Origin of the sequence: Mesorhizobium sp. Root157 (assembly GCF_001427385.1) — a bacterium.
Lineage (GTDB): Bacteria > Pseudomonadota > Alphaproteobacteria > Rhizobiales > Rhizobiaceae > Mesorhizobium.
In genome coordinates, this window is sequence record NZ_LMGJ01000012.1 from 270,343 (window position 1) to 291,237 (window position 20,895).

22 protein-coding genes and 1 pseudogene are annotated in these 20,895 nt (G+C 62.3%); 6 read left to right on the forward strand and 17 right to left on the reverse strand.

Annotated elements, in window-relative coordinates:
* Nucleotides 1–11 precede the first annotated feature (11 nt).
* Nucleotides 12–1,235, reverse strand: coding sequence for a beta-ketoacyl-ACP synthase I (gene fabB / locus ASD64_RS09295; RefSeq protein WP_056104062.1), 1,224 nt, complete (start codon nucleotides 1,233–1,235; stop codon nucleotides 12–14).
* A gap of 31 nt (nucleotides 1,236–1,266) precedes the next feature.
* Nucleotides 1,267–1,785: a 3-hydroxyacyl-[acyl-carrier-protein] dehydratase FabA gene (gene fabA, locus ASD64_RS09300; protein WP_056104064.1), complete on the reverse strand. Its 519-nt coding sequence runs from the start codon at nucleotides 1,783–1,785 to the stop codon at nucleotides 1,267–1,269.
* A 286-nt stretch (nucleotides 1,786–2,071) separates the two neighbouring features.
* Between fabA and irrA the strand changes: the two genes are divergently transcribed.
* Both irrA and ASD64_RS20590 read left to right on the forward strand, forming a co-directional pair.
* Nucleotides 2,072–2,497: an iron response transcriptional regulator IrrA gene (irrA, locus tag ASD64_RS09305; RefSeq protein WP_056104067.1), complete on the forward strand. Its 426-nt coding sequence runs from the start codon at nucleotides 2,072–2,074 to the stop codon at nucleotides 2,495–2,497.
* A 36-nt stretch (nucleotides 2,498–2,533) separates the two neighbouring features.
* Nucleotides 2,534–2,889, forward strand: a pseudogene (locus ASD64_RS20590) (DUF4260 domain-containing protein).
* Nucleotides 2,890–2,962: 73 nt separating this feature from the next.
* Here ASD64_RS20590 and ASD64_RS09310 read toward each other — a convergent pair.
* On the reverse strand, nucleotides 2,963–3,520 hold the full coding sequence (locus ASD64_RS09310; protein ID WP_056104069.1) for an SH3 domain-containing protein: 558 nt from the start codon (nucleotides 3,518–3,520) through the stop codon (nucleotides 2,963–2,965).
* A gap of 161 nt (nucleotides 3,521–3,681) precedes the next feature.
* Here ASD64_RS09310 and ASD64_RS09315 point away from each other — a divergent pair, with 161 nt between their 5' ends.
* Nucleotides 3,682–4,683: a 2-hydroxyacid dehydrogenase gene (locus ASD64_RS09315; RefSeq protein ID WP_056104071.1), complete on the forward strand. Its 1,002-nt coding sequence runs from the start codon at nucleotides 3,682–3,684 to the stop codon at nucleotides 4,681–4,683.
* 12 nt (nucleotides 4,684–4,695) lie between these two features.
* Here ASD64_RS09315 and ASD64_RS09320 read toward each other — a convergent pair whose 3' ends face one another.
* The 14 genes from ASD64_RS09320 to ASD64_RS09380 form a co-directional block, all read right to left on the reverse strand.
* Nucleotides 4,696–5,109: an aconitase X swivel domain-containing protein gene (locus tag ASD64_RS09320; RefSeq protein WP_056104072.1), complete on the reverse strand. Its 414-nt coding sequence runs from the start codon at nucleotides 5,107–5,109 to the stop codon at nucleotides 4,696–4,698.
* A complete protein-coding gene (locus tag ASD64_RS09325) occupies nucleotides 5,106–6,365 on the reverse strand; it encodes an aconitase X (protein ID WP_082549926.1) in 1,260 nt (419 codons plus the stop codon). The genes ASD64_RS09320 and ASD64_RS09325 overlap by 4 nt, the downstream gene beginning before the upstream one ends.
* A gap of 1 nt (nucleotide 6,366) precedes the next feature.
* Complete coding sequence (locus ASD64_RS09330) at nucleotides 6,367–7,125, reverse strand: molybdopterin-synthase adenylyltransferase MoeB (protein ID WP_056104996.1); 759 nt, start codon at nucleotides 7,123–7,125, stop codon at nucleotides 6,367–6,369.
* A 31-nt stretch (nucleotides 7,126–7,156) separates the two neighbouring features.
* Complete coding sequence (gene recF, locus ASD64_RS09335; RefSeq protein ID WP_056104073.1) at nucleotides 7,157–8,317, reverse strand: DNA replication/repair protein RecF; 1,161 nt, start codon at nucleotides 8,315–8,317, stop codon at nucleotides 7,157–7,159.
* Nucleotides 8,318–8,375: 58 nt separating this feature from the next.
* Nucleotides 8,376–9,494, reverse strand: coding sequence for a DNA polymerase III subunit beta (gene dnaN / locus ASD64_RS09340; RefSeq protein ID WP_056104075.1), 1,119 nt, complete (start codon nucleotides 9,492–9,494; stop codon nucleotides 8,376–8,378).
* Between the two features lie 184 nt (nucleotides 9,495–9,678).
* A complete protein-coding gene (gene dnaA / locus ASD64_RS09345; RefSeq protein ID WP_056104078.1) occupies nucleotides 9,679–11,220 on the reverse strand; it encodes a chromosomal replication initiator protein DnaA in 1,542 nt (513 codons plus the stop codon).
* Between the two features lie 799 nt (nucleotides 11,221–12,019).
* Nucleotides 12,020–12,286, reverse strand: coding sequence for a 30S ribosomal protein S20 (gene rpsT / locus ASD64_RS09350; protein WP_056104080.1), 267 nt, complete (start codon nucleotides 12,284–12,286; stop codon nucleotides 12,020–12,022).
* Between the two features lie 171 nt (nucleotides 12,287–12,457).
* Complete coding sequence (locus ASD64_RS09355) at nucleotides 12,458–13,231, reverse strand: enoyl-CoA hydratase (RefSeq protein WP_056104998.1); 774 nt, start codon at nucleotides 13,229–13,231, stop codon at nucleotides 12,458–12,460.
* Nucleotides 13,232–13,270: 39 nt separating this feature from the next.
* Nucleotides 13,271–14,158 (reverse strand): bifunctional DNA-formamidopyrimidine glycosylase/DNA-(apurinic or apyrimidinic site) lyase, encoded by an 888-nt coding sequence (mutM, locus tag ASD64_RS09360; RefSeq protein WP_056104082.1) that lies wholly within the window; start codon nucleotides 14,156–14,158, stop codon nucleotides 13,271–13,273.
* The gene (locus ASD64_RS09365; RefSeq protein ID WP_056104085.1) at nucleotides 14,151–15,407 is read right to left on the reverse strand and encodes a phosphopentomutase; all 1,257 of its coding nucleotides are present in this window, start codon (nucleotides 15,405–15,407) and stop codon (nucleotides 14,151–14,153) included. The genes mutM and ASD64_RS09365 overlap by 8 nt, the downstream gene beginning before the upstream one ends.
* A 27-nt stretch (nucleotides 15,408–15,434) precedes the next feature.
* On the reverse strand, nucleotides 15,435–15,611 hold the full coding sequence (locus ASD64_RS20980; RefSeq protein ID WP_156460088.1) for a hypothetical protein: 177 nt from the start codon (nucleotides 15,609–15,611) through the stop codon (nucleotides 15,435–15,437).
* A gap of 98 nt (nucleotides 15,612–15,709) precedes the next feature.
* Nucleotides 15,710–16,303: a TadE/TadG family type IV pilus assembly protein gene (locus ASD64_RS09370; RefSeq protein ID WP_244480747.1), complete on the reverse strand. Its 594-nt coding sequence runs from the start codon at nucleotides 16,301–16,303 to the stop codon at nucleotides 15,710–15,712.
* A gap of 71 nt (nucleotides 16,304–16,374) precedes the next feature.
* Nucleotides 16,375–16,953 (reverse strand): TadE/TadG family type IV pilus assembly protein, encoded by a 579-nt coding sequence (locus ASD64_RS09375; RefSeq protein ID WP_056104094.1) that lies wholly within the window; start codon nucleotides 16,951–16,953, stop codon nucleotides 16,375–16,377.
* 250 nt (nucleotides 16,954–17,203) lie between these two features.
* Nucleotides 17,204–17,617: a pilus assembly protein N-terminal domain-containing protein gene (locus ASD64_RS09380; protein ID WP_413813595.1), complete on the reverse strand. Its 414-nt coding sequence runs from the start codon at nucleotides 17,615–17,617 to the stop codon at nucleotides 17,204–17,206.
* A gap of 209 nt (nucleotides 17,618–17,826) precedes the next feature.
* Here ASD64_RS09380 and ASD64_RS09385 point away from each other — a divergent pair, with 209 nt between their 5' ends.
* The 3 genes from ASD64_RS09385 (at nucleotide 17,827) to ASD64_RS09395 (ending at nucleotide 20,881) form a co-directional block, all read left to right on the forward strand.
* Complete coding sequence (locus ASD64_RS09385; protein WP_056104098.1) at nucleotides 17,827–18,345, forward strand: prepilin peptidase; 519 nt, start codon at nucleotides 17,827–17,829, stop codon at nucleotides 18,343–18,345.
* A gap of 194 nt (nucleotides 18,346–18,539) precedes the next feature.
* Entirely contained in the window at nucleotides 18,540–19,355 is an 816-nt protein-coding gene (gene cpaB, locus ASD64_RS09390; RefSeq protein WP_056104101.1) for a Flp pilus assembly protein CpaB, read from the forward strand.
* Nucleotides 19,352–20,881 (forward strand): type II and III secretion system protein family protein, encoded by a 1,530-nt coding sequence (locus ASD64_RS09395; RefSeq protein WP_056104106.1) that lies wholly within the window; start codon nucleotides 19,352–19,354, stop codon nucleotides 20,879–20,881. Before cpaB ends, ASD64_RS09395 begins: the two co-directional genes overlap by 4 nt.
* Nucleotides 20,882–20,895 lie beyond the last annotated feature (14 nt).

A 20,895-nucleotide genomic window follows, 5' to 3' on the forward strand; every position in this document is an offset into this window, starting at 1 on the left:
GGCCGTAACCTTTATGCCGAGTAGCGCTGGAAAACCAACGTGGCGTTGGTGCCGCCGAAGCCGAACGAATTCGACAGCACAGTATCGATCTTGGCATTGTCGATGCGCTTGCGCACGATCGGCATGCCTTCAAATTCGGGATCGAGTTCTTCGATATGGGCGCTTTCACCGATGAAGCCGCCCTGCATCATCAGGATCGAGTAGATCGATTCCTGCACGCCGGCAGCACCCAGCGAGTGGCCCGTCAGGGACTTGGTGGACGTGATGTTCGGCATCTTGTCGCCGAAAACCTCGCGGATGGCCCCCATCTCCTTGGAATCGCCGACGGGGGTCGATGTGCCGTGCGTGTTGATGTAGTCGACCGGCCCGGAAACCGTGGACAGGGCTTGGCGCATGCAGCGAATGGCGCCTTCGCCGGACGGGGCCACCATGTCGTAGCCGTCGGAGGTCGCGCCGTACCCGACCAGTTCACAATAAATCTTCGCGCCGCGCGCCTTGGCGTGCTCCAGTTCCTCAAGCACCAGCACGCCGGCACCGCCGGCGATGACGAAGCCGTCGCGATTGGCGTCGTAGGCGCGCGAGGCGCTGGACGCCTTGTCGTTGTACTTGGACGACATCGCGCCCATGGCGTCGAACAGGTCCGACATGGTCCAGTCGAGATCCTCGTGACCGCCGGCGAACATGATGTCCTGCTTGCCCCACTGGATCATTTCGGCGGCGTTGCCGATGCAATGCGCCGAGGTCGAGCAGGCCGAGGAGATGGAATAGTTGACGCCGTGGATCTTGAACCAGGTGGCGAGCGTGGCCGAGGCCGTGGACGACATCGCCTTCGGCACGGCGAACGGCCCGATGCGCTTGGGCGAATTGTTCTTCAGCGTGATTTCGGCGGCTTCCACGATGGTGCGGGTGGAAGGGCCGCCAGACCCCATGATGATGCCTGTGCGTTCGTTTTCGGAATAGTCCGCCTCCGGCAGTCCGCTGTCGGCGATTGCCTGCTTCATCGCGACGTGGTTCCACATGCCGCCCTGCGACAGGAAGCGCGCGGCGCGGCGGTCGACGAGTTCGCTGGTGTCCAGCTTTGGTGAACCCCAAACCTGGCAGCGGAAGCCATGTTCGGCGAAAGACTCCGAGAAAGTGATGCCGGATCTGGCGTCCCGCAGCGAAGCTTGCACTTCGCCGGCGTCATTGCCGATTGACGATACGATACCGAGGCCGGTGACGACGACGCGTCTCATGGGCGGTTTCCTTCCAGAGTCTGCGCGCCGGTCAGGCGGCGGCTTCCTGCTTCGACAGGCCGACCTTGAGGTCGGTCGCCTTGTAGATAGGTTCGCCATCGGCCTTCAGCCAGCCGTCGGCGATGCCGAGCACCAGCCGGCCGCGCATGACGCGCTTGAAATCGATGCCGTATTCGACCTTCTTGACGGAAGGCGTGACCATGCCCTTGAATTTGACCTCTCCGGTGGAAAGCGCCATGCCCTTGCCCTGCTCGCCGAGCCAGCCTAGGAAAAATCCGGTCAATTGCCACATTGCGTCAAGGCCAAGGCAGCCCGGCATGATCGGATTGCCGATGAAGTGGCATGGGAAGAACCACAGGTCTGGCTTGATGTCGAACTCGGCGCGAATGAAGCCCTTGTCGAACTCGCCGCCGGTCTCGCTGATCTCGGTGATGCGATCGAACATCAGCATCGGCGGCGCAGGCAACTGCGCATTTCCCGGACCGAACAGCTCGCCGCGTGCGCAGGCAAGCAATTCCTCGTAGCCGTAACTGGATTTCCCTGCCGCCATCAACACGTCCCCGTTTGTATCGGGCGGTCGGGCGCCCTTGTCTGGTGTGGTGTAACACAGTCCGTTTCAGGCCGGAAACCGGCACTAAGGTGTGTCTGACCTGAATCTGGACACACCCTTGTCTAGCGATGTGGCTCTAACGCGCTGATTTGGCCGGGTCAATGCGCGCTATTGATCGCGATTGGGCGACAGAATATATCTTGCGTGGTATCTAATTTGCATTGATGTCCATTTTTCGCCCATATGGGCGTGTTTGGGGTCATTTGAAGTGGATTGCCGCGAACAAATGGGTTCGGTGGTTCAAAGTGAAAGGGACGCTGTGGACAAGCGCGTTCGAGAAGCCGGTCTGAGGCCCACGCGCCAGCGTGTGGCGCTGGCCGACCTGCTTTTCGCCAAGGGCGACCGCCATTTGTCGGCCGAGGAACTGCACGAGGAAGCGCTGGCAGCCGGCGTGCCGGTATCGCTGGCCACCGTCTACAATGCGCTGCACCAGTTCACCGAGGCGGGCCTGCTCCGCATTCTGGCGGTCGAGGGGGCAAAGACCTATTTCGACACCAACACGTCCGATCATCACCATTTCTATATCGAGGGCGAAAACCGGATTTTCGACATCGAGGGCGGACCGGTCAGCGTGATGAACCTGCCCGAGCCACCGGAGGGGATGGAAATCGCCAACGTCGACATCGTCGTCAGGCTGCGCCCCAAGAAATAGCCGACGAGACTAATAACCGGCGAGACACGCTGTGCAATGACGACGGCACTGCTCAGACTTGAAGGTGCCGTCCTGTTGGCGGCGGCGCTGACAGGCTATTGGCTGGCGGGCGCAAGCTGGTGGCTGTTTGCCCTGCTGATCCTGGCTCCCGACCTTTCCATGCTTGGCTATCTCAGGGGCCCGAAGGTCGGCGCCTATGTCTACAATTGCCTGCACATCACCTTGTGGCCGCTGGCGCTGCTGATTGGCGGCTATCTGGCCGGTGAAGCACTACCCGTCAGTCTCGGCCTGATCTGGCTCGCCCATATCGGCATCGACCGCGCGCTGGCTACGGCCTTAAATTGCCATCGGACTTTCGCGATACGCATCTTGGCCGAATCGGCAGGGGCTAATGCATGTCGCCCGAAAGTGAGACCCGGTTTCGGGATATCGATATGCATAGAAACGGGTACTGACCCTAAGTGCTCAGTCCTTCACTTTTTCGCCGGGATAAGCGCCCCACACCAGCGACTGGCTGATCCAGCCGGTCTGGCCGCCCAGCGTCATCTGACACCACTGGCCGTCGCAGGACTTGATCGAACCAATCACGCCCGGCTCGACTTTCGCAACGACACTGGCTTCGGCGCGCGGCTCTTCATACACATTGATTTGCGTGTCCTTGCCGCGCTGCCAAGGCGCCACGATGGCCGTGCGCTTGCCCGACAGCAGCGACTGGTTGATCCAGCCTTCCGAGCCTTCAGCATCGCGCACCCGCCGCCAGTTGTCGTATTCTTGGATGATTTCCATCGGCAGGCCGGATTTCGTGTACATCCAGTCCACGGAATAATTGACGCCGGGGCCAACGCGCGAATTGACGCGCGCCGACTTCAGGCTGACGAACCGGGGCAAGGGCAGTCCGCTTGGGCCGAGCCGCACGTTCTGGGCCGGTGCTGCCGCCGACTGCGCCGATACCGTTGGGGCTGCGAGCACGCCGCCGAGCAGTATTGCGCTTAGCGCCAAGCGAATCGACACGAGACCAGACACTTTCGTTCCCTTGCGATGGGAGAGGGTTCGTAACCCTGCCGCCCCTTTTTCTTTGTCTTCGCCGGCACCACTTGATACATGAGGCAATCGGGCCGCGACCGGTTTGCAGTTTCGCCCGTCTTGGTTAAAGAGGTCTCAACGTATCCGGGATCGAGGGAACTATGGCCGGCAAGAAGAAGCCTCTGGTCGTCATCACGCGCAAGCTGCCCGACCCGGTTGAAACGCGCATGCGAGAACTGTTCGACGCGCGCCTCAACGTCGAGGACAGGCCGATGACGCAGCCCGAGCTTGTGGCTGCGGTCAAGGAAGCCGATGTGCTGGTGCCGACGGTCACCGACACCATCGACGCCGCCGTGATCGCGCAGGCCGGCGAAAACCTCAAACTCATCGCCAATTTCGGCAACGGCATCGACAAGATCGACATTGCCGCCGCCGCCGCCAGGGGAATAACCGTCACCAACACGTCTGGCGTGTTGACGGAAGATACCGCCGACATGACCATGGCGCTGATCCTCGCTTTGCCGAGACGCTTGACCGAAGGCGCCAACATCCTGCCGGACGGCAAGAAATGGGCCGGCTGGTCGCCGACATGGATGCTTGGCCGGCGCATCTGGGGCAAGCGGCTGGGCATTGTCGGCATGGGCCGCATCGGCACCGCGGTTGCGCGGCGCGCCAAGGCTTTCGGCCTGTCCATCCATTATCACAACCGCCACCGCGTCATGCCGGCGATCGAGGACGAGCTGGAGGCGACCTATTGGGAAAGCCTCGACCAGATGCTGGCCCGCATGGACATCATTTCGGTCAATTGCCCTTCGACACCGGCAACCTTTCATCTTCTATCGGCGCGGCGGCTGGCCCTGATGCAGCCGAGCGCCTATCTGGTCAACACCGCACGCGGCGACCTGATCGACGAAGAATCGCTGGTGAAACTGATCGACACCGGCAAGCTGGCCGGTGCCGGCCTCGACGTCTACGAGAACGAGCCGGCCCTCAGTCCGAAGCTCTTGAAGCTGTCGGCCAAGGGCAAGGTGGTGCTGTTGCCGCATATGGGCTCTGCCACTCTGGAAGGCCGAATCGATATGGGCGAGAAGGTGATCATCAACATCCGCACATTCTGCGACGGTCACCGCCCGCCGGACCGGGTGTTGCCGCTGAAGGCTTGATGGTTTCGCGCTTTACGCAGTGATGCCGACGGCACCTTCGGCGGTGATCCGGACCTTGCGGCCGTCGAATTCGTGGAAACGGTTGCGGTCCAGCCGGACGGCGACCGGGCCTTGCCAGGCCATTTCGCGGCCCACGATGAGGCCAAGCAGCAGGATGGCGTCCGGTTCGTGCAGGACAAGGGCGGCCGGCGCGTGGCCGTTGTGGACCAGTTCCAGAAGCACCGCGGATGCCGACGACGAGCCGATGGTTCCGGGCAGGAACAGAACGCGCCCGGCGATGCACTGGCCGTGTTGCGGGTGCCGCACATCGGCGATGCGCCCGGTTTTCGCATCGACGCCGCCCCAGAAACTGATCGGCTGGCTGAGAACCAGCGCGTCGCCTTCGCCGCCACGACCTGCAACGAGAATCTCGGCGTGTTCGCTCATGCCGCCATGTCCGTGTACACGGGCTTGCCGGTGACCGCGCTTTCCACGCAATCGGTGAGCGAGCCATAGACCACCGAGTAGCCGGTATTGCCGGGTGCGTAGTGGGCGAATTTGCCCGAATTGGTCATCAGGACGCCGCCCGCAAGCTCGGCAAGGATCGGCGTCACCACAACGCAGGTGTCGGCAACGATGACGACGCCGCAGGATTCCAGCGCCTTTCTGAGGCCGGTCCTGTCCAGTTCCGTCACCACATGACGCCCGGTGCAGGCGTGGATGGGGACGCTGAGCCGTCGCCCGTCGATCAGCATTGCCAGCCGCTCGAACTCGTCCAGCGACAGATGCGGACTGCCGATCGCCACGGCGTCGATGGCGGTGGCGTGCTGGGCCGTGGAAAGGCTGGCCCGTGCCGCCGCGATCATTTCGGGTGTTACCCGGATGGTCTGTTCGGGTTCGATGTTGTCGAGAGCGGTTTGCGGGTCGGCCGCTTCCGGGGTGATGCCGGCGATGTGGAACAGGCCGACCGCGCCCGACGAGGCTGCGGCCGCACCGAAGGCTTTCAAGGCGTCCTCGCCGGGGTGGCGCTCGATGCCTGTCACCACGCCAACCGCATTGCCGACCTCGCGGCCATAGAGGCTGCCGAGCACCGGCCAGGCAATTTCCGAGGCGAGGAAGGCTGCGGGCAGGGCGCGGACGTCGAATAAAAGCCGCGCGCGGCGGTTTTCCGGACGGTGCAGACCGTAATCGGGGGCTCGCCCGGCAATGGCGCAGGCAATGTCGAGGAAATCGCCGTAGCGGTTGGTGCGCGCGCCGAGCACCGAGTTGCAGAAGACGACGGCGTTCGACTCACCCCAGGCGACGTCGGAGCCGAATTCAGGCCTGTGGCCGGCCTGATAGGGCGCGCAGGTCCAGCTCTGCTCGCAGCCGAGCTTGCGGTAGGCTTCCGTCATGCGCCGCGCCATGCCGCGCTGCGGCTCTTCCAGCCTGACGCGCGAGCAGCCCAGAAGATCGAGCGCGCCGACATTGAGCGTCGAGCGCACGGCGACATGCGCCCCGCCCTCGACCAGTTTCTCGGCAAACAGCGTGCCGGAATCACCGTGATAGAGCGCCCCGTCTATGTGAGCCGAGGCGATCGGCAGCAGGCGTGGCGCGCCGAGCAGGCGGGCGGCGTCGGCCACGATGCGCATGGCCATGGCCGCACCTTCGCCGTCTGCGCCTGAAGCGACGGCACGCTCCTCGGCGGTGAGGGCGAGGCCCATCTCAGCGCCTCTTGTAGCGGATCGTGTCGAAACGTGCCGCCAGCGCATCGTAGAGCAGCAGGCGGCCGATCAAGGGTTCGCCGATGCCGGTGATGAGCTTGATCGCCTCCATGGCTTGCAGCGTGCCGATGACGCCGGTCAACGCTCCGACCACGCCGGCAGCGGCACAGGATGGCACGAGGCCGGGCGGCGGCGGCTCGGGAAACAGGTCGCGATAGGAGGGGTTTTGCGCGCCGTTCTGACCGATCTCGAATGGCTTGAGTACGGTGACGGAACCGTCGAAGCGCCCGACTGCGGCATGGACGAGAGGCCTTTGCTCCTGCGCGCACGCATCGGCGACCGCATAGCGGGTCTCGAAATTGTCGGAGCCGTCGATGACGAGGTCGTACTGGGCGACGAGGGCCGGGGCGTTTTCCGCCGTCAGCCGAAAGCCGTGCAGTTCGACGGCGACATGCGGATTGATGCGGACAATGGCCGCCTTGGCGCTCTCGCCTTTCGGTGCGCCTATCGACGCGGTCTCATGGATTACCTGGCGTTGCAGGTTGGAGAGCGACACGGTGTCGTCGTCGATGATGCCCAGCGTGCCGACGCCGGCGGCGGCGAGATATTCGAGCGCCGGCGCGCCAAGGCCGCCTGCGCCGATGACCAGCACGCGCGCCTGTTTCAGCTTGCGCTGGCCTGCGCCGCCGATCTCCGGCAGCACGATGTGGCGCGCGTAGCGCTTCAATTCATCTTCGGTAAGCGGCGGCAGCAATGTCATGGCCGGACAATAGCCGCGCGCCGAAGCGTTGTCAGGCGCTATCGGTGGGGCCAGCGGTGCCATGGTCGATGGTGAGGAACTGGGCCTGGCCCGTCAGGCTGGAGAACAGGGCGGCGTCCGTGCCGGTCATGAATGCCTGGCAGTTGAGGTCTTTCAGGATCGAAAAAAGCGCCGCGCGCCGTCCGGCGTCGAGATGGGCGGCGATCTCGTCGAGCAGCAGGATCGGCGTCATCCCCGATATTTCGGCGGTCAGGCGCGCATGGGAAAGCACGATGCCGACAAGCAGCGCCTTCTGTTCGCCGGTCGAGCACAGGTCGGCAGGCATCGCCTTGGGACGGTGGCGGACCAGGAGGTCGGAGCGATGCGGGCCGGCAAGCGTGCGCCCCGCCGCGCGGTCACGCTCGCGGCCCGTCGCCAAGGCTTGCCGGAACGTCTCTTCCACGTCCACGGCCGGCAGCGCGCCGATCTGGCTTTCGAGTTCGCCGGACAGGGCGATATCGGCTTGCGGGAACGGTCCCTCGCCTGGCAGGCGTTCGATCATCGCCGTCAACAGGCGCACCAGTTCTGCCCGGGCTGCCGCGATTGCCACGCCTGTTTCGGCCATTTGCGTCTCGATGGCGTCGAACCATGCGCCGTCGCGGGAATTGTCGGCAAGCAGCCGGTTGCGGCCGCGCATCGCCTTTTCATAGTCGAGCGCGCGCTGTCCGTGACTGGCATCGATGGCCAGCACCATCCGGTCGAGGAAGCGGCGCCGGTCGCCTGCCGGCCCGGTGAAAAGCGAATCCATGGAAGGGGTGAGCCACACCACGCGCAGCCATTCGAGCAGATCGTCGGCCGAACGCGCCGGCGCACCGTTGATGCGCACGCGCCTGCCGGCTTCGCCGCTCTCGACGCCGGCAAAGCCCGTGCCGATGTCAGCCTGTCCGTTCGGGCCGTCGAGTTTTGCGTGCAGGGCAAAGCCGCCGTCGCCGCCTTCGCGCGCAACCTCCGCATAGGGTGCGCGGCGCAAGCCCCGTCCGGGTGTCAGCAACGAGACGGCTTCGAGAAGATTGGTCTTGCCGGCGCCATTGTCGCCGGTCAGTACGACCACCCCAGCGGTCAGCCCGAGCGAAAGCGCGGCATAGTTGCGGAAATTCGTCAGCGTGAGTTGGCGAATATGGACCTGTTCATGGCCGGATGGATCCGAAGTCATGACAGCACGGCGGCAGGCCAGAGGGGGGTGAGCGCCGCCATGGGAAGGAAGTGCGGCCCTACACCCGCATCGGCATCAAGACGTAGAGCGTGTCCTGGTCGTTGGTGTCGCGGATCAGCGTCGGCGAGCCGGCGTCGGCCAGCATGAATTCGGCGTTGCCGCCGGTGAGTTGGGCGGCGACGTCGAGCAGATAGCGCGCGTTGAAGCCGATCTCGATGGGGTCCGACGAATAATCCGCAGCCAATTCCTCGGTGGCGCTGCCGGAATCCGGGTTGTTGACCGCCAGCGTCAATTGCCCTTCGACGATCGAGAGCTTGACCGCTCGCCCGCGCTCCGAGGAGATGGTCGACACGCGGTCGACGGCCGCTGCGAAGCTCTGGCGGTCGATGGTGAGTTTCTTGTCGTTGCCGGTCGGGATCACGCGCTGATAATCCGGGAAGGTGCCGTCGATCAGCTTGGAGGTGAGCACGACGCTGCCGACGGTGAAACGGATCTTGGTGTCGGACAACTCGGTGGTGACGGCGACATCGGGGTTGTCGACGAGCTTTTGCAATTCGCTGACCGTCTTGCGCGGAATGATGATTCCCGGCATGCCTTCCGAACCTGCCGGGGCGTCGATTTCGGCCCGTGCCAGCCGGTGACCGTCGGTCGCCACCGAGCGCAGCTTGAGCTTGCCGCCGGCCTCGTGCACATGCAGGTAGATGCCGTTGAGATAGTAGCGCGTCTCCTCGGTCGAAATGGCGAACTGGGTCTTGTCGACAAGACCTTTCAGCGCCGTCGAATCGAGCCGGAAAATGTGTGGGAACGAGCCGGCGGAGAGTTCGGGAAAATCCGTCTGCGGCAGGCATTGCAGGCGAAAGCTCGACCGCCCCGACGTGACGGTCATGGCATTGCCGTCCTCATCGGTCTTCAGCATCACCTCGGCGCCCTCGGCGAGCTTGCGCACGATGTCGTAAAGCAGATGCGCCGGCACCGTCGTCGCGCCCGCGCGTTCCACCTTCGCCGGCGTCGCCTCGGTGATCTCAAGGTCGAGATCGGTCGCCTTCATCTCGAGGCTGGCGCCATCGGCGTTCAACAGCACGTTGGAAAGGATTGGAATTGTATTGCGCCGCTCCACCACCCGGTGAACGTGGTTGAGCGACTTTAGAAGGTTCGACCGTTCCAGAATTACACGCATGTTGAAACAGGCTCGCTTGAAGGAAAGGGCAGGCCCCCGAATCGGTCACCTGCCACCGTCTGAACTGGCTTAGAATTTAGCCAAACTGACAGGAAAAAGGTCCTGAAAGCAAGCCCGCACGCCCGGTTTGGGCCGGAGATGCGGGCTTTCCGTGGGAAAACGGCACAGCCGCGGCGATGACCGCCTAAGCCTGATCGTTGATCAGCCTTCTCAGCAGTTCGAGTTCCTGTGCCAGCGTGTTGTCCGCGCCGGACAGATCCTCGATCTTGCGCACCGCATGCAGGACCGTGGTGTGGTCGCGGCCGCCGAAACGCCGGCCGATCTCGGGCAGAGAACGCGGTGTCATCACCTTGGACAGATACATCGCCACCTGACGCGGCTTGACGATGGTGCGGGTGCGTCGATTGGAGAGAAGCTCCGTCTTGGAGACATTGTAGTGGCGCGCGACGATGCGCTGGATGTCCTCGATGCGCACGCGCTTCGGTTCGCCGGTGCGGTAGATATGACCGAGGATTTCATCGATGCGATCGATGGTGATCTGCGGCTCGAAGGACTGCCTGAACAGGAGTTGGTTGAAGGCGCCTTCCAGTTCGCGGCCGCTGCCCGTCACCGTACGCGCCACATGCTCCAGTATCTCTTCCGAAATCCCCAGCGAAGGGTCTTCGGCCTTGGCCGAGGCGAGCCTCAGCTTGAGCATGGCAAGCCGCATGGTCAGGTCCGGCGCCGACATTTCCAGCGCTACCCCGCCGTTGAGGCGCGAACGCACGCGCGGCTCCAGCGATTCCAGTTCCGAGGGCGGCCGGTCGGCGGCAACAACCACCTGCTTGGCGCTGTCGAGCAGCATGTTGATCAGATGACAGAACTCATGCTGGATCGACTTGCCCTGCAGGAACTGCATGTCGTCGATGATCAGGAGGTCGATGTCGCGCAGTTGCTCCTTCAACGTCAGCGCGTTGTTGTCGCGAATGGCCGTTGCGAAGCGCCACATGAAATATTCCGCCGTCAGGTAGACGACGCGCGACTTCGGATTCTGACGCAGCGATTCCGCGGCAATGGCTTGCAGCAGATGGGTTTTGCCAAGGCCGACCGTGGCGTGCAGGAACAGCGGATTGAAGCGCACCGCGCTGGACTGCGATTCCGCCACGGCGCGCGCGGCAGCAAAGGCCACCCGGTTCGAAGGCCCATCGACGAAGGAACCGAAAGTGTAGCGCGGATCGAGCGGCGAGCCGAGCACGCTTTGCCGAAATTCCGGCTCGGCCGTGCCGTTGCGGGTCGCCGCAGGGCGCTCGATCTTGCCGGCGGCCATCGTGCTGGTGGAAAGCGCGGTCTGTGCCTGGCGTGTCAGCGCCTTGCGCTGGGGAATGCCGTCGCTCTCGCCATTGCGTGTCTGGCGGGTGGCGCTGCGCACGATGATCTCGACCTTGATGATGTCGGGGTCTTCTTCCTTCCACAGTTCCACGATCTGGTCGAGGTAGTGGCCGTTGATCCAGGAGCGGAGAAACGCAGTCGGAACCGACATGCGCACAACGCCTTTGGAAGCCTCTGCCACCTTCATGCGCCCGAACCAGCTTGAATACACTTCGGTCCCGAGCCGTGCCTTCAACTGGGCCTTGATACGTTCAAATCTCTGATCGGTTCCTACGGGAACCGTCAGGCTGTTGTCTTTCACCAAGTCTCTGGAAAGAGGGAGGTCGCCACCAATCTCCCTGTCGATGCCGCTTTGCATTCGTCACCCCTGTCTATGCATTACCGTCACGATCGCAGTCGCCTGCGTCGTGCGCCTCGTTTTCATTCGCCGTAGCCGCCGCCGGCCAAAGGCGTTTGCCTGCTGCGGGACCCTCGCGGCCCCCTTCGTCATGGGATGAAGCGACGCCGGACAACGCAAAGCCATCCGGCAAAACCGCCGGTGCGGACTCAACACTGCGTGCGCAAAACCCCGTCCCCTACCCGTTTCGAAAAGGCAAACCCAACCACCCCGCGGAAAAGCCCCCGCGGCGTCAATGCTGCCATTTATGATTAGGTCGAGGGCGTTCGGCCCATCCCTTTCGATGGGCAGACACTACAAAAATCGTTGTGGAAAGGGCAAGGCCGCGTCTAACCGATTTTTAACGAATCTGGTTACTGAAACACCCCCAAAGGGGGCGTGGCCAGCAGGGTTTCTGGTGAAAGCTATTGTGATTCAACCCCTTTCGGGAGGGCGGCCTGAAAGGCTAGCTGGCGAGACATTTTTTTTAATATTTTGCTTGACAGGCGATTGCCTGCCTTCTGCCCCACACAATATGAACAAGTTGTGGACGACCTACGGTAAGTCATTGAAAACAAAAAGATAATGATGAGAGCGAGTATATCAGCAAGCGCTCTTAAATGCGCAACTCTTTGAATATGCCGGCAAAATTTTTAAGCCGCCGGATGTGCCGTTACGGCATCCACTTCGACGAACGCCGGCAATTATGTCGATAAACGTAAAAAACCCGGCGCGAGCGCACCGGGCTTAAAAAAAATTCAAATTTTTAAACTTTAAAGGGTCAGGCCGAGAGGCTCTTTACCCGGTTGGCCAGACGCGAAACCTTGCGCGATGCCGTGTTCTTGTGCAGCACGCCCTTGGTGGCGGCGCGCATCAGTTCCGGCTGGGCATTCTTGAAGGCGGCTTCTGCAGCTACCTTGTCGCCGGCAGCCAATGCCTCTTCGACCTGGCGGACATAGGTCCGGACGCGCGAGCGCCGGTTCTTGTTGATCGCGGCGCGGCGGGCGATCTTGCGCGTTGCCTTTTTGGCCGAGGAGGTGTTGGCCATGAATGCCTCTCTTCTGATCTCAACGGTGGGCGCACGCGGCATGCCGCAAGGCGCAAAAAACAAACGGGCAGCCATAGGGCCGCCTCAGTTGGTGCGGCTTATAGTTCAGCTTTTGAGGCCCGTCAATGTTGGCCGGGGCTCTTTTTGGAGATATCGGCGCGCATTGTGCATTTAGCGGTTCCTGAAGCTCGGCTTACGCTTTTCCGCGAACGCCGCCATGCCTTCCTTCTGGTCATCGAGAGCGAACATGGAGTGGAACACGCGCCTTTCGAACCGCAGCCCCTCGGCAAGCGTCACCTCGTAGGAGCGGTTGACGGCCTCCTTGGTCATGATGACGGCGGGCAATGAGAAATCGGCGATCTTGGTTGCCGCCTTCAAGGCTTCGTCGATCAGGTCGCTTGACGGCACCACGCGCGAAACGAGGCCCGATCGCTCTGCCTCGGCGGCGTCCATCATGCGGCCGGTCAGGCACATGTCCATCGCCTTCGACTTGCCGACGAAACGCGTCAGGCGTTGCGAGCCCCCCATGCCCGGCATGACGCCCAGCGTGATTTCCGGCTGTCCGAACCTGGCGCTGTCTGCGGCGATGATGAAGTCGCACATCATGGCCAGTTCGCAGCCGCCGCCCAGCGCATAGCCCGCAACCGCCGCAATCATCGGCTTGCGCGTGCGCGCGAACTCTTCCCAGCCGCTGAAGAAATCCTGGAGATAGGCTTCGACATAGCTCTTGGCCTGCATCTCCTTGATGTCGGCGCCGGCGGCAAAGGCTTTTTCCGAACCGGTGATGACGATGGCGCCGACCGAGGCGTCGGCGTCGAAGGCCTTCGTGGCGGCAAGCAGTTCCGACAGGACTTGCGAGTTGAGAGCGTTCAGCGCCTTGGGTCTGTTGAGCGTGATCAGCCCGACCTTGCCGCGAGTTTCCGCGATGATGGTTTCGTAGGCCATGGCCATGTCTCCCGAAGTGGTGCTGTATTCGGCTGTAGCTTACTCTTGGCACGCACGGCAATAGAAGGTCGAGCGGCCGCTTTGCACGATCCGTTCCACATGGCCGGCGCAACCGGGCGTCGGGCAGGCGACGCCTTCCCGGTCGTAGACGGCAAAGGAGTGCTGGAAATAGCCCAGCGATCCGTCGGTGTGCATGTAGTCGCGCAGCGAGGAGCCGCCTGCGGCAATCGCATCGGCGATGACGGACCGGATCGCCTCGGCAAGGCGCTCGCTTTGCGCCCTGGCCTTCTTCGTCCTGGCGGCGATGGTTCCTGCCGCGCGCAACGGAGACAGCCCCGCGCGCCAGAGCGCCTCGGAGACGTAGATGTTGCCAAGTCCCGCAATCAGCCGCTGGTCGAGCAAGGCTGCCTTGAGAGGGGCTTTGCGGTCCTTCAACAAGGCTGCCAATAGCCCGCCGTCCAGTGCGTTGCCGGTCGGTTCGACGCCGAGCCCCGCAAGCATGGGATGCTCGTCGGGAGCCGTTTCGCTAAACAGCATGAAGCCGAATCGCCGCGGGTCGTTGAAGACGATGCGATGCGGCCCTTGCAAGGACATGATGTCGAAAACGACATGATCGTGCGCGGCGTTCTTGGAACGCTCATGGTGGAATATGCCGGGCGCGGCGCTGCCCCCGCCCGCCTCGATGCGGAACGAGCCGGTCATGCCCAGATGGCAGATCAGGGTCGGGCCGTCATCGACGTGCATGGTGAGGTATTTGGCGCGGCGGCCGAGTGCGGTGATCGTTCTGCCCTTGAGCCGCTCGGCGAATTTTTCGGGCAGGGGAAAGCGCAGATCGGGCCGCCGGGCCTCGACTTCGACGATGCGCGCCCCTTCCATGACGGGCTGCAGGCCGCGCCGTACGGTTTCGACTTCGGGCAACTCAGGCATGGAGGTTCCCCAGGCCGCCGATCGCCGTGTAGAACGAGGTGCCGTGCCGGCCGGGCGCCAGTCCAAGATGCTCGGCAACCGTTTCGCCGATGTCGGCGAAGGTCGACCGCAGCCCGATCGTGCCCCCCGTCATTCCCGGCGCCATCCCGATGACCGGAATGCGCTCGCGCGTATGGTCGGTGCCGCGCCAGGTCGGATCGTTGCCGTGATCCGCCGTCAACAGGAAAAGGTCGCCGGGCTTGAGCCGGGCCAGCGCTTCGGGAATACGGCGGTCGAACGCCTCAAGCGCGGCCGCGTAGCCGGCGACATCGCGCCGGTGACCGAATTCGGTGTCGAAGTCGACGAAATTGGCAAAGACGAGATTGCCGTCCTGGGCGTCGTCTAGTGCGCCCAGCGCCTTGTCGAACATCGCCATGTTGCCGACGCCCTTGCGAATCTCGGATATGCCGCGATGGGCAAAGATGTCGCCGATCTTGCCGATGGCAATGACACGGCTGCCGCGCCCGGTCAGCCGGTCGAGCAAGGTGGGTTCGGGAGGCGGCACGGCATAGTCGCGGCGGTTGGGCGTGCGTTTGAACGTGGCCGCCGTCTCGCCGACAAAGGGGCGGGCGATGACGCGCCCGATCTTGAGCGGATCGCACAATTTGCGTACGACCGCGCAGAAATCATAAAGTCGTTCCAGGCCGAAAAGCGTTTCGTGGGCGGCGATCTGGAGCACCGAGTCCACCGACGTGTAGCAGATCGGCTTGCCCGTCCTGATGTGCTCCTCGCCGAAATCCTCGATGACCGTGATGCCGGAGGCATGGCAGTTGGCCAATATGCCCGGCACCTCGCCTTCGCGGATCATGGCTTCGGTCAGGGTTTGCGGAAAAGCCGGCACCGTGTCCGGAAAATAACCCCAGTCGAATCGAACGGGCAGGCCCGCGATCTCCCAGTGGCCGGACGGCGTATCCTTGCCGCTCGACACTTCCTGTGCGGCGCCATGGAAGGACGAAGCCGACAGCCTGGCGGCCGCTCCGGCATCGAAGGAAAATCCCGAAGCAATCCGCGCGGCTTCGCCAAGGCCGAGCGCCGTCATGTTCGGCAGGACAAGCGGCCCGGCACGCAAGCCTTCACGGTCGGCCTTGCCGGCTGCGCAGGCTTCGGCGATGTGGCCGAAGGTGTTGGAGCCGGCATCGCCATAGACGTCGGCATCCGCTGCGCCGCCGATACCGAACGAGTCGAGAACGAAAACGAATGCGCGCGCCATTGCAGCCTTGCAGATTCGATGCGTCGGTCAGCGAAGGCGGGACAATTCCCGGTCTATTCCGGCGCGGATGGGGAAGCCGCGCGGCAGGCCGAATGGCTGCCGCTGCTCCATGGTCATCCAGACATAAATGCCTGCCAGCCGGTTGGCAATTCGCAAGATGAGGGCGAGGGCAACAGAACGTGCGGTCCCAGGACCAATCGACATTCAGGTTTCGAGCGTCGCGCTCCACGGATTCATGCGACGGGCTTCAATTTATGCATGTCGTGGTTCCGGAACCGGTTCCCACTTTCGGGCAACATGCATTAGCAGTTGAAGCATCCGATCTCCTGCATGACACGCGGCCTGAGATAGTATGTCTCTTTCATGGTAATATTGTTGAATATCCCGGCCAGCCCCGTCGCCTTGTTGCCATCCACGGCCCAGGCGATGACGGGCGTGTAGCCGAGCTGGCTCTCAACCTTGATCAGGAAAGTTCCCGCTGTCTTGAGTGTGGACGGCACGCCGACGATGTCGTTCTTCGCGAAAGGGACCGTGTAGTTCGTGCCTGACCCCCTGTAGGACCAGGTCACCTTGGGATCGGCCGCAGCATCGTTGGTGATCTTGATCGCGGTAATGGTGATCGTCGGATCCGAGCGGTTGTAGGGTCGCATCGTCGAGGCGCCGATCTGCATGATGTCCTTCAGCACCGATGTGGAAACATTGTCCTGCTGCGCAATGAGGTCGGCAACCATGCTGCCCAGACGGCTAACCTTCTTGCTGGTTTCGATCGCCTGCGCCGCTTCCATGGTGATGAAATACATGATGAGCAAGATAGGTGCGATGAAGGCGAACTCGACTGCCGCGACCGCCCGGCGGTCCTTCCCGAACCGGACCAGCCGCGACAGGAAGCCGGCCATTGGTCGATGTGCCCCCGCACGAAACATTTTCTTCGTTCCCTCTACGCAGCGCCCGAAAAGGCGGCTTGTCGTCAGTATGGTTCGTTCTGCCAGGTCATCGAGGCAAAGTGCAGCGTGGTTCCGTCATCCATGTTGGAGAGATATTTGCTCATGAAATCGGTCATCACCGGCCATTTGTAGAAGACCCGCAACATATTCTTGGACGATGCGGGGCCGAGCTTTACGTCGAATTCGTCGTCGCTGCCGTTGTTGGTCAGGACGACCTTGTCGCCGCTGATCCTGAAACTGAACTTTGCTGCCTGTTCGAACGTATCGAAACTGCGCAGGTCGACACTCAGGCCGGGGCAATCCTGTGAAACGATGATATCGAGCCGATCGCAGACAAGCTGCTCGAGGTCGACCTGATTGATTGTCTTGATCTGCCCCGTGCGCATTTGCCGGGCGATATCGTCGGTTGCGTTGGCCAGCACTTCCTGCCCGGCGAATGCGATGCAGCTTTCCAGGATGGCGAAGACCAGCATCGAGAAGGGAATGGCAAGCATCGTGAACTCGATGGCCACGCTGCCGTTGCGGTCGCGTCGGAACCTTCCCAGAAGGCCGCTTCGCCCTGTCCTGCCGCAGCTGTGCGCGATGCTGGAAACGCTGCCCATGTCTTGATCTGCCCCGACCCTTTTACGGTATCGGCCAGACAGTATCGAAGAGCCGTTGAAGTCCGGTTTGAATGACCGCTAAATTGCTTCGGGCGCTGTTAACGTTCGGCTAACCTTGCCGGACATCGGCCGGATGCGAGTTGGAGCGTCGCGATCCTTCAGATCCGCTGGCGCGCTCCAAGTTTTTGTTTTTATGCATGTCGTCATCCCGAAACCGGTTCCCACCTTCGGGCGACATGCATTAGGCAGCTTACTGGCTGCTCATCTCGGCTTCGGACAGCCGCTCGGCGTCGCTCTTGTAGGAGCTTTCGCAATAGGGTGAGCATGACATCGTCTGCACCTCGGCACGGCGATAGATCCGGACGGTGGACGCAGCCTGGCGGACGACCGTGACCTGCTCGTCGATGATCGGGTTGCCCTCCTTGTCGAGGATCACCAGATTTGTGACGCCGAAGCCCTTGCCCGTCAGCACCACCGTCGAGGCGTCCTGCACCGAGGCATCGGCAATGGCGGGATTTCCGACCACGATAGTGTCAGCGGCGCGCGCAAGTTTGACGATCTTGGCCTGGTTCATGATGACTTCGATACCGGAGGCCGCTGACGCCGGCGCAGAATATGCAGCCCCGACAAACAGTGCTGCCGCAAGAAAAACCGATTTCGACATGGCCATATCTGGTCTCCCGCCCCGCAGAGTGTTCAACGGAACATGAACGAGATTGGTGAACCAACGGTTAAAACCTGCTGGCGTGCGGGCCACGTCGAGTGTTCTCGTGCCGCATCGCCGAGGGTAATTTTCCCCTTTGCGCTCACCGATCCTTAACGCAGCACGCCTATAGAACTTCCATATTGCGATCGAACTGTCAGGTGAGGCCCATGCTTGAGGCGCTGATCTTTGTAGTCTTTCCCTTCTGCATGGTATTCGCTGCCGTGTCGGACATGTTGTCCATGACGATCGCCAATCGGGTGTCGCTTCTCCTCGTTGCCAGCTTCGTGGTGATTGCCCCGCTCACCGGCATGGGTTGGACGGATTTGGGCTGGCATCTGGTCGCGGGCGCGCTGATGCTGAGCCTGACCTTCACTCTGTTCGCTGTAGGGGGGATGGGCGGCGGCGACGCCAAGCTTATGGCCGCGACGGCAGTATGGATGGGCTTCGATACCGCTCTCGTCCAGTATCTGGTCGTCGCATCCGTGATCGGCGGTCTGCTGACGCTGGCAATCCTGATGTTTCGTAGTTCGATGCTTGCGCCCATTACCAGGACCAACATCTTCCTGCGCCATTTTGCAGATGAGAAGACCGGTATACCGTATGGAATTGCACTGGGAATCGGTGGTCTCATGACCTATCCGCAGACGCCGCTGATGGTCTGGGCGCTCGAACGTCTCTCTACCTGACACTTTCCATATCTGTACTGACTTGATGTCTGTTTACTGCCGTTGGAACGCGCAAAGCGGGGACGCTGTTCGTTGCCATTTGTATAAACGTTAAATTAATCACATTCGTAAGCATTGCATTAACCATAATTTGACGATTGCGGCTGCAAAGTCCCGCCTGGCTGAATGGTTTGCCAAGGGCGAGGTTCAAACATATGCCTGCATCCCGATTGATAATCCTGGGCGTGGCCGCGGTCGCCGCCGGCGGCGCGGGACTTGTCGCCAAGAACATGGTGGCGCCTCCGCCGGCACAGGTCGTCGTATCACCCGGCCCGCAAGCTCCCGCCGTTCCCGTGCAGGAGGTAGCGGTTCTTTCGGGCGATGTCCCGATGGGAAGTCCGCTGGGCAACAACATCAAGTGGGCGCCGTGGCCCGCCGATTCGATCAACACCAGTTTCGTGACGCGCGCCGCTGAACCCGAGGCGCTCGACAAGCTGAAGGGCTCGGTCGCGCGCATGTCGATGTACAGTGGCGAACCGCTGAGGCGGGTCAAGCTGATCGACGAGGGTCAGAGTTTCATGTCCTCGATGCTGCCGGCGGGCTCGCGGGCCGTGGCAACGTCCATCGCCGCCGACACTTCCGCCGGCGGCTTTATCCTGCCGAACGATTTCGTCGATGTGATCATGACCCGTCGAGCCGATGAGGCCGGCGGCGGCAGCGGTTTCAGCACCGAGACGATCCTGAAGAACATACGCGTGCTCGCCATCGACCAGACCATCCAGGAAGACGAGGAAGGCAAGAAGACCAGGGTAGGCCAGACGGCGACCCTGGAGCTTACGCCTGAACAGGCAGAGATCATCACCGTGGCACAGCAGATGGCCGATCGGCTGACACTGTCGCTTCGCTCGATCAGGGACACGCAGGAGACGAACCTGGACCAGGCCGACTATCTCGTGAACGGCGCGGGACGCCGCGGCACGGTGCGGCTGATCAAATCCGGCGAGATTTCCGAAGTGGGGGCAAGGAAATGAGGTCACATCGCAAACTGCCGCTCACGCTGGCGGCAACGCTGGCCCTGGTCTTCACCGGGGCGAATACGCTTCTGCCGACCGATGCGAATGCGGCCAGCAGCGCTCGTGTCGGGGCGACCGCCGCCAATCAGCGCATCAAGCTGGGCCTCAACAAGTCCGTCGTGATCGACCTGCCGAGCGACGCCTACGACATCCTGGTTGCCAACCCCGCCGTCGCCGATGCCGTCACACGCACGTCGCGGCGTATCTACCTGTTCGGGAAGTCGGTGGGGGAAACCAATATCTTCGTGTTCGGGCCGAACGGCGAGCAGATCGTGAGCCTCGATCTCGCGGTCGAGCGCGACGTTGCCGGCCTTGAGGATTATCTCGAGCGCTTCATCCCCGGCTCCGACATCAACGTCGAACTGCTCAATGACAACGTCGTCCTGACCGGCACCGTCGAGACGCCGCTGGATGCCAAGCGCGCCAGCCAGTTGGCGCAGGCGTTCGTGAAGGGCGGCGAAGCAACCACGGGTCAGTATTCGCAGACCGCCTCGGGCGGCTCGGGCGACGGTGGCGTCGACATCAACAATCCGGACTCCGAGCGCCAGCAGAGCGCCATCATCAACATGATCGAGATCATGGGCGAGGACCAGGTCACCTTGAAGGTGACGGTCGCCGAAGTCAGCCGCTCCGTCATGAAGCAACTCGGCGTCAACATGATCGGCAATGGCGGCAGCAACGGTATCAGCTGGCAAGCGATCGGCAGCAACAATTACGGGCTAGGCAAGCCTTTGTCCCAGTTTTCGGGTCTTTCCCTTGGCTCGTCGGGGCTGGACATGTACCTGAATGCAATGGAACAAAGCGGCGTCATGAAGACGCTGGCCGAGCCGACCCTGACTGCCATCTCGGGCGAGAAGGCAACCTTCCGGGTGGGTGGCGAATACAACCTCATCACCGGCCGTTCCAGCGCCAAGTCCGACGACAATCAGGACGGGGCAACGACTTACAGCAGCCAGAAGATCGAGTACGGCATCGGATTGGAGTTCCAGCCGGTCGTCCTGTCCGCCGGGCGCATCAGTCTCAAGGTCAGGACCTCCGTTTCCGAGCCGACGACGGAAGGCGCCACGACGCTTGAAGGCTTGAGAGGCTTGCCGGGCACCACCATGCTCTCGATCCGCAAGCGATTGGCCGATACCACCGTCGAACTGCCTTCCGGCGGCTCCATGATGATCGCCGGGCTTGTCCGCGACGATATCCGTCAGGCGGTCAGCGGCTTGCCCGGCCTGACCAAGATACCGGTGCTGGGCACGCTGTTCCGCAGCAGGGATTTCGTCCGCAACGAGTCCGAACTGGTCGTCATCATCACGCCGTACCTGGTTCGACCGGTTGCGCGAAACGACCTGGCCAGGCCTGACGACAATTTCAATGCCGCAAGCGATGGGGCAGGCATGTTCCTTGGCCGCGTCAACCGTGTTTACGGCACCATGCAGACCGACAAGCCCGCCGGGCGCTATCACGGCGTGGTTGGCTTCATCTACAAGTGAGCGGGGAAACGGGC

Bases quoted from the DNA above. Each gene is read 5' to 3' on its own strand.
- ASD64_RS09370 (WP_244480747.1), bottom strand. From the start codon at position 16,303: ATGGCCGGCTTCCTGTCGCGGCTGGTCCGGTTCGGGAAGGACCGCCGG.
- ASD64_RS09365 (WP_056104085.1), bottom strand. From the start codon at position 15,407: ATGGCGCGCGCATTCGTTTTCGTTCTCGACTCGTTCGGTATCGGCGGC.
- ASD64_RS09330 (WP_056104996.1), bottom strand. From the start codon at position 7,125: ATGACATTGCTGCCGCCGCTTACCGAAGATGAATTGAAGCGCTACGCG.
- ASD64_RS09315 (WP_056104071.1), top strand. From the start codon at position 3,682: ATGGCCGGCAAGAAGAAGCCTCTGGTCGTCATCACGCGCAAGCTGCCC.
- ASD64_RS09395 (WP_056104106.1), top strand. From the start codon at position 19,352: ATGAGGTCACATCGCAAACTGCCGCTCACGCTGGCGGCAACGCTGGCC.
- irrA (WP_056104067.1), top strand. From the start codon at position 2,072: ATGGGTTCGGTGGTTCAAAGTGAAAGGGACGCTGTGGACAAGCGCGTT.
- dnaA (WP_056104078.1), bottom strand. From the start codon at position 11,220: ATGCAAAGCGGCATCGACAGGGAGATTGGTGGCGACCTCCCTCTTTCC.
- ASD64_RS09355 (WP_056104998.1), bottom strand. From the start codon at position 13,231: ATGGCCTACGAAACCATCATCGCGGAAACTCGCGGCAAGGTCGGGCTG.
- rpsT (WP_056104080.1), bottom strand. From the start codon at position 12,286: ATGGCCAACACCTCCTCGGCCAAAAAGGCAACGCGCAAGATCGCCCGC.
- ASD64_RS20980 (WP_156460088.1), bottom strand. From the start codon at position 15,611: ATGTCGATTGGTCCTGGGACCGCACGTTCTGTTGCCCTCGCCCTCATC.
- ASD64_RS09325 (WP_082549926.1), bottom strand. From the start codon at position 6,365: ATGGGCCTCGCCCTCACCGCCGAGGAGCGTGCCGTCGCTTCAGGCGCA.
- cpaB (WP_056104101.1), top strand. From the start codon at position 18,540: ATGCCTGCATCCCGATTGATAATCCTGGGCGTGGCCGCGGTCGCCGCC.
- ASD64_RS09320 (WP_056104072.1), bottom strand. From the start codon at position 5,109: ATGAGCGAACACGCCGAGATTCTCGTTGCAGGTCGTGGCGGCGAAGGC.
- fabA (WP_056104064.1), bottom strand. From the start codon at position 1,785: ATGGCGGCAGGGAAATCCAGTTACGGCTACGAGGAATTGCTTGCCTGC.
- ASD64_RS09375 (WP_056104094.1), bottom strand. From the start codon at position 16,953: ATGGGCAGCGTTTCCAGCATCGCGCACAGCTGCGGCAGGACAGGGCGA.
- ASD64_RS09380 (WP_413813595.1), bottom strand. From the start codon at position 17,617: ATGTCGAAATCGGTTTTTCTTGCGGCAGCACTGTTTGTCGGGGCTGCA.
- fabB (WP_056104062.1), bottom strand. From the start codon at position 1,235: ATGAGACGCGTCGTCGTCACCGGCCTCGGTATCGTATCGTCAATCGGC.
- mutM (WP_056104082.1), bottom strand. From the start codon at position 14,158: ATGCCTGAGTTGCCCGAAGTCGAAACCGTACGGCGCGGCCTGCAGCCC.
- ASD64_RS09385 (WP_056104098.1), top strand. From the start codon at position 17,827: ATGCTTGAGGCGCTGATCTTTGTAGTCTTTCCCTTCTGCATGGTATTC.
- recF (WP_056104073.1), bottom strand. From the start codon at position 8,317: ATGACTTCGGATCCATCCGGCCATGAACAGGTCCATATTCGCCAACTC.
- dnaN (WP_056104075.1), bottom strand. From the start codon at position 9,494: ATGCGTGTAATTCTGGAACGGTCGAACCTTCTAAAGTCGCTCAACCAC.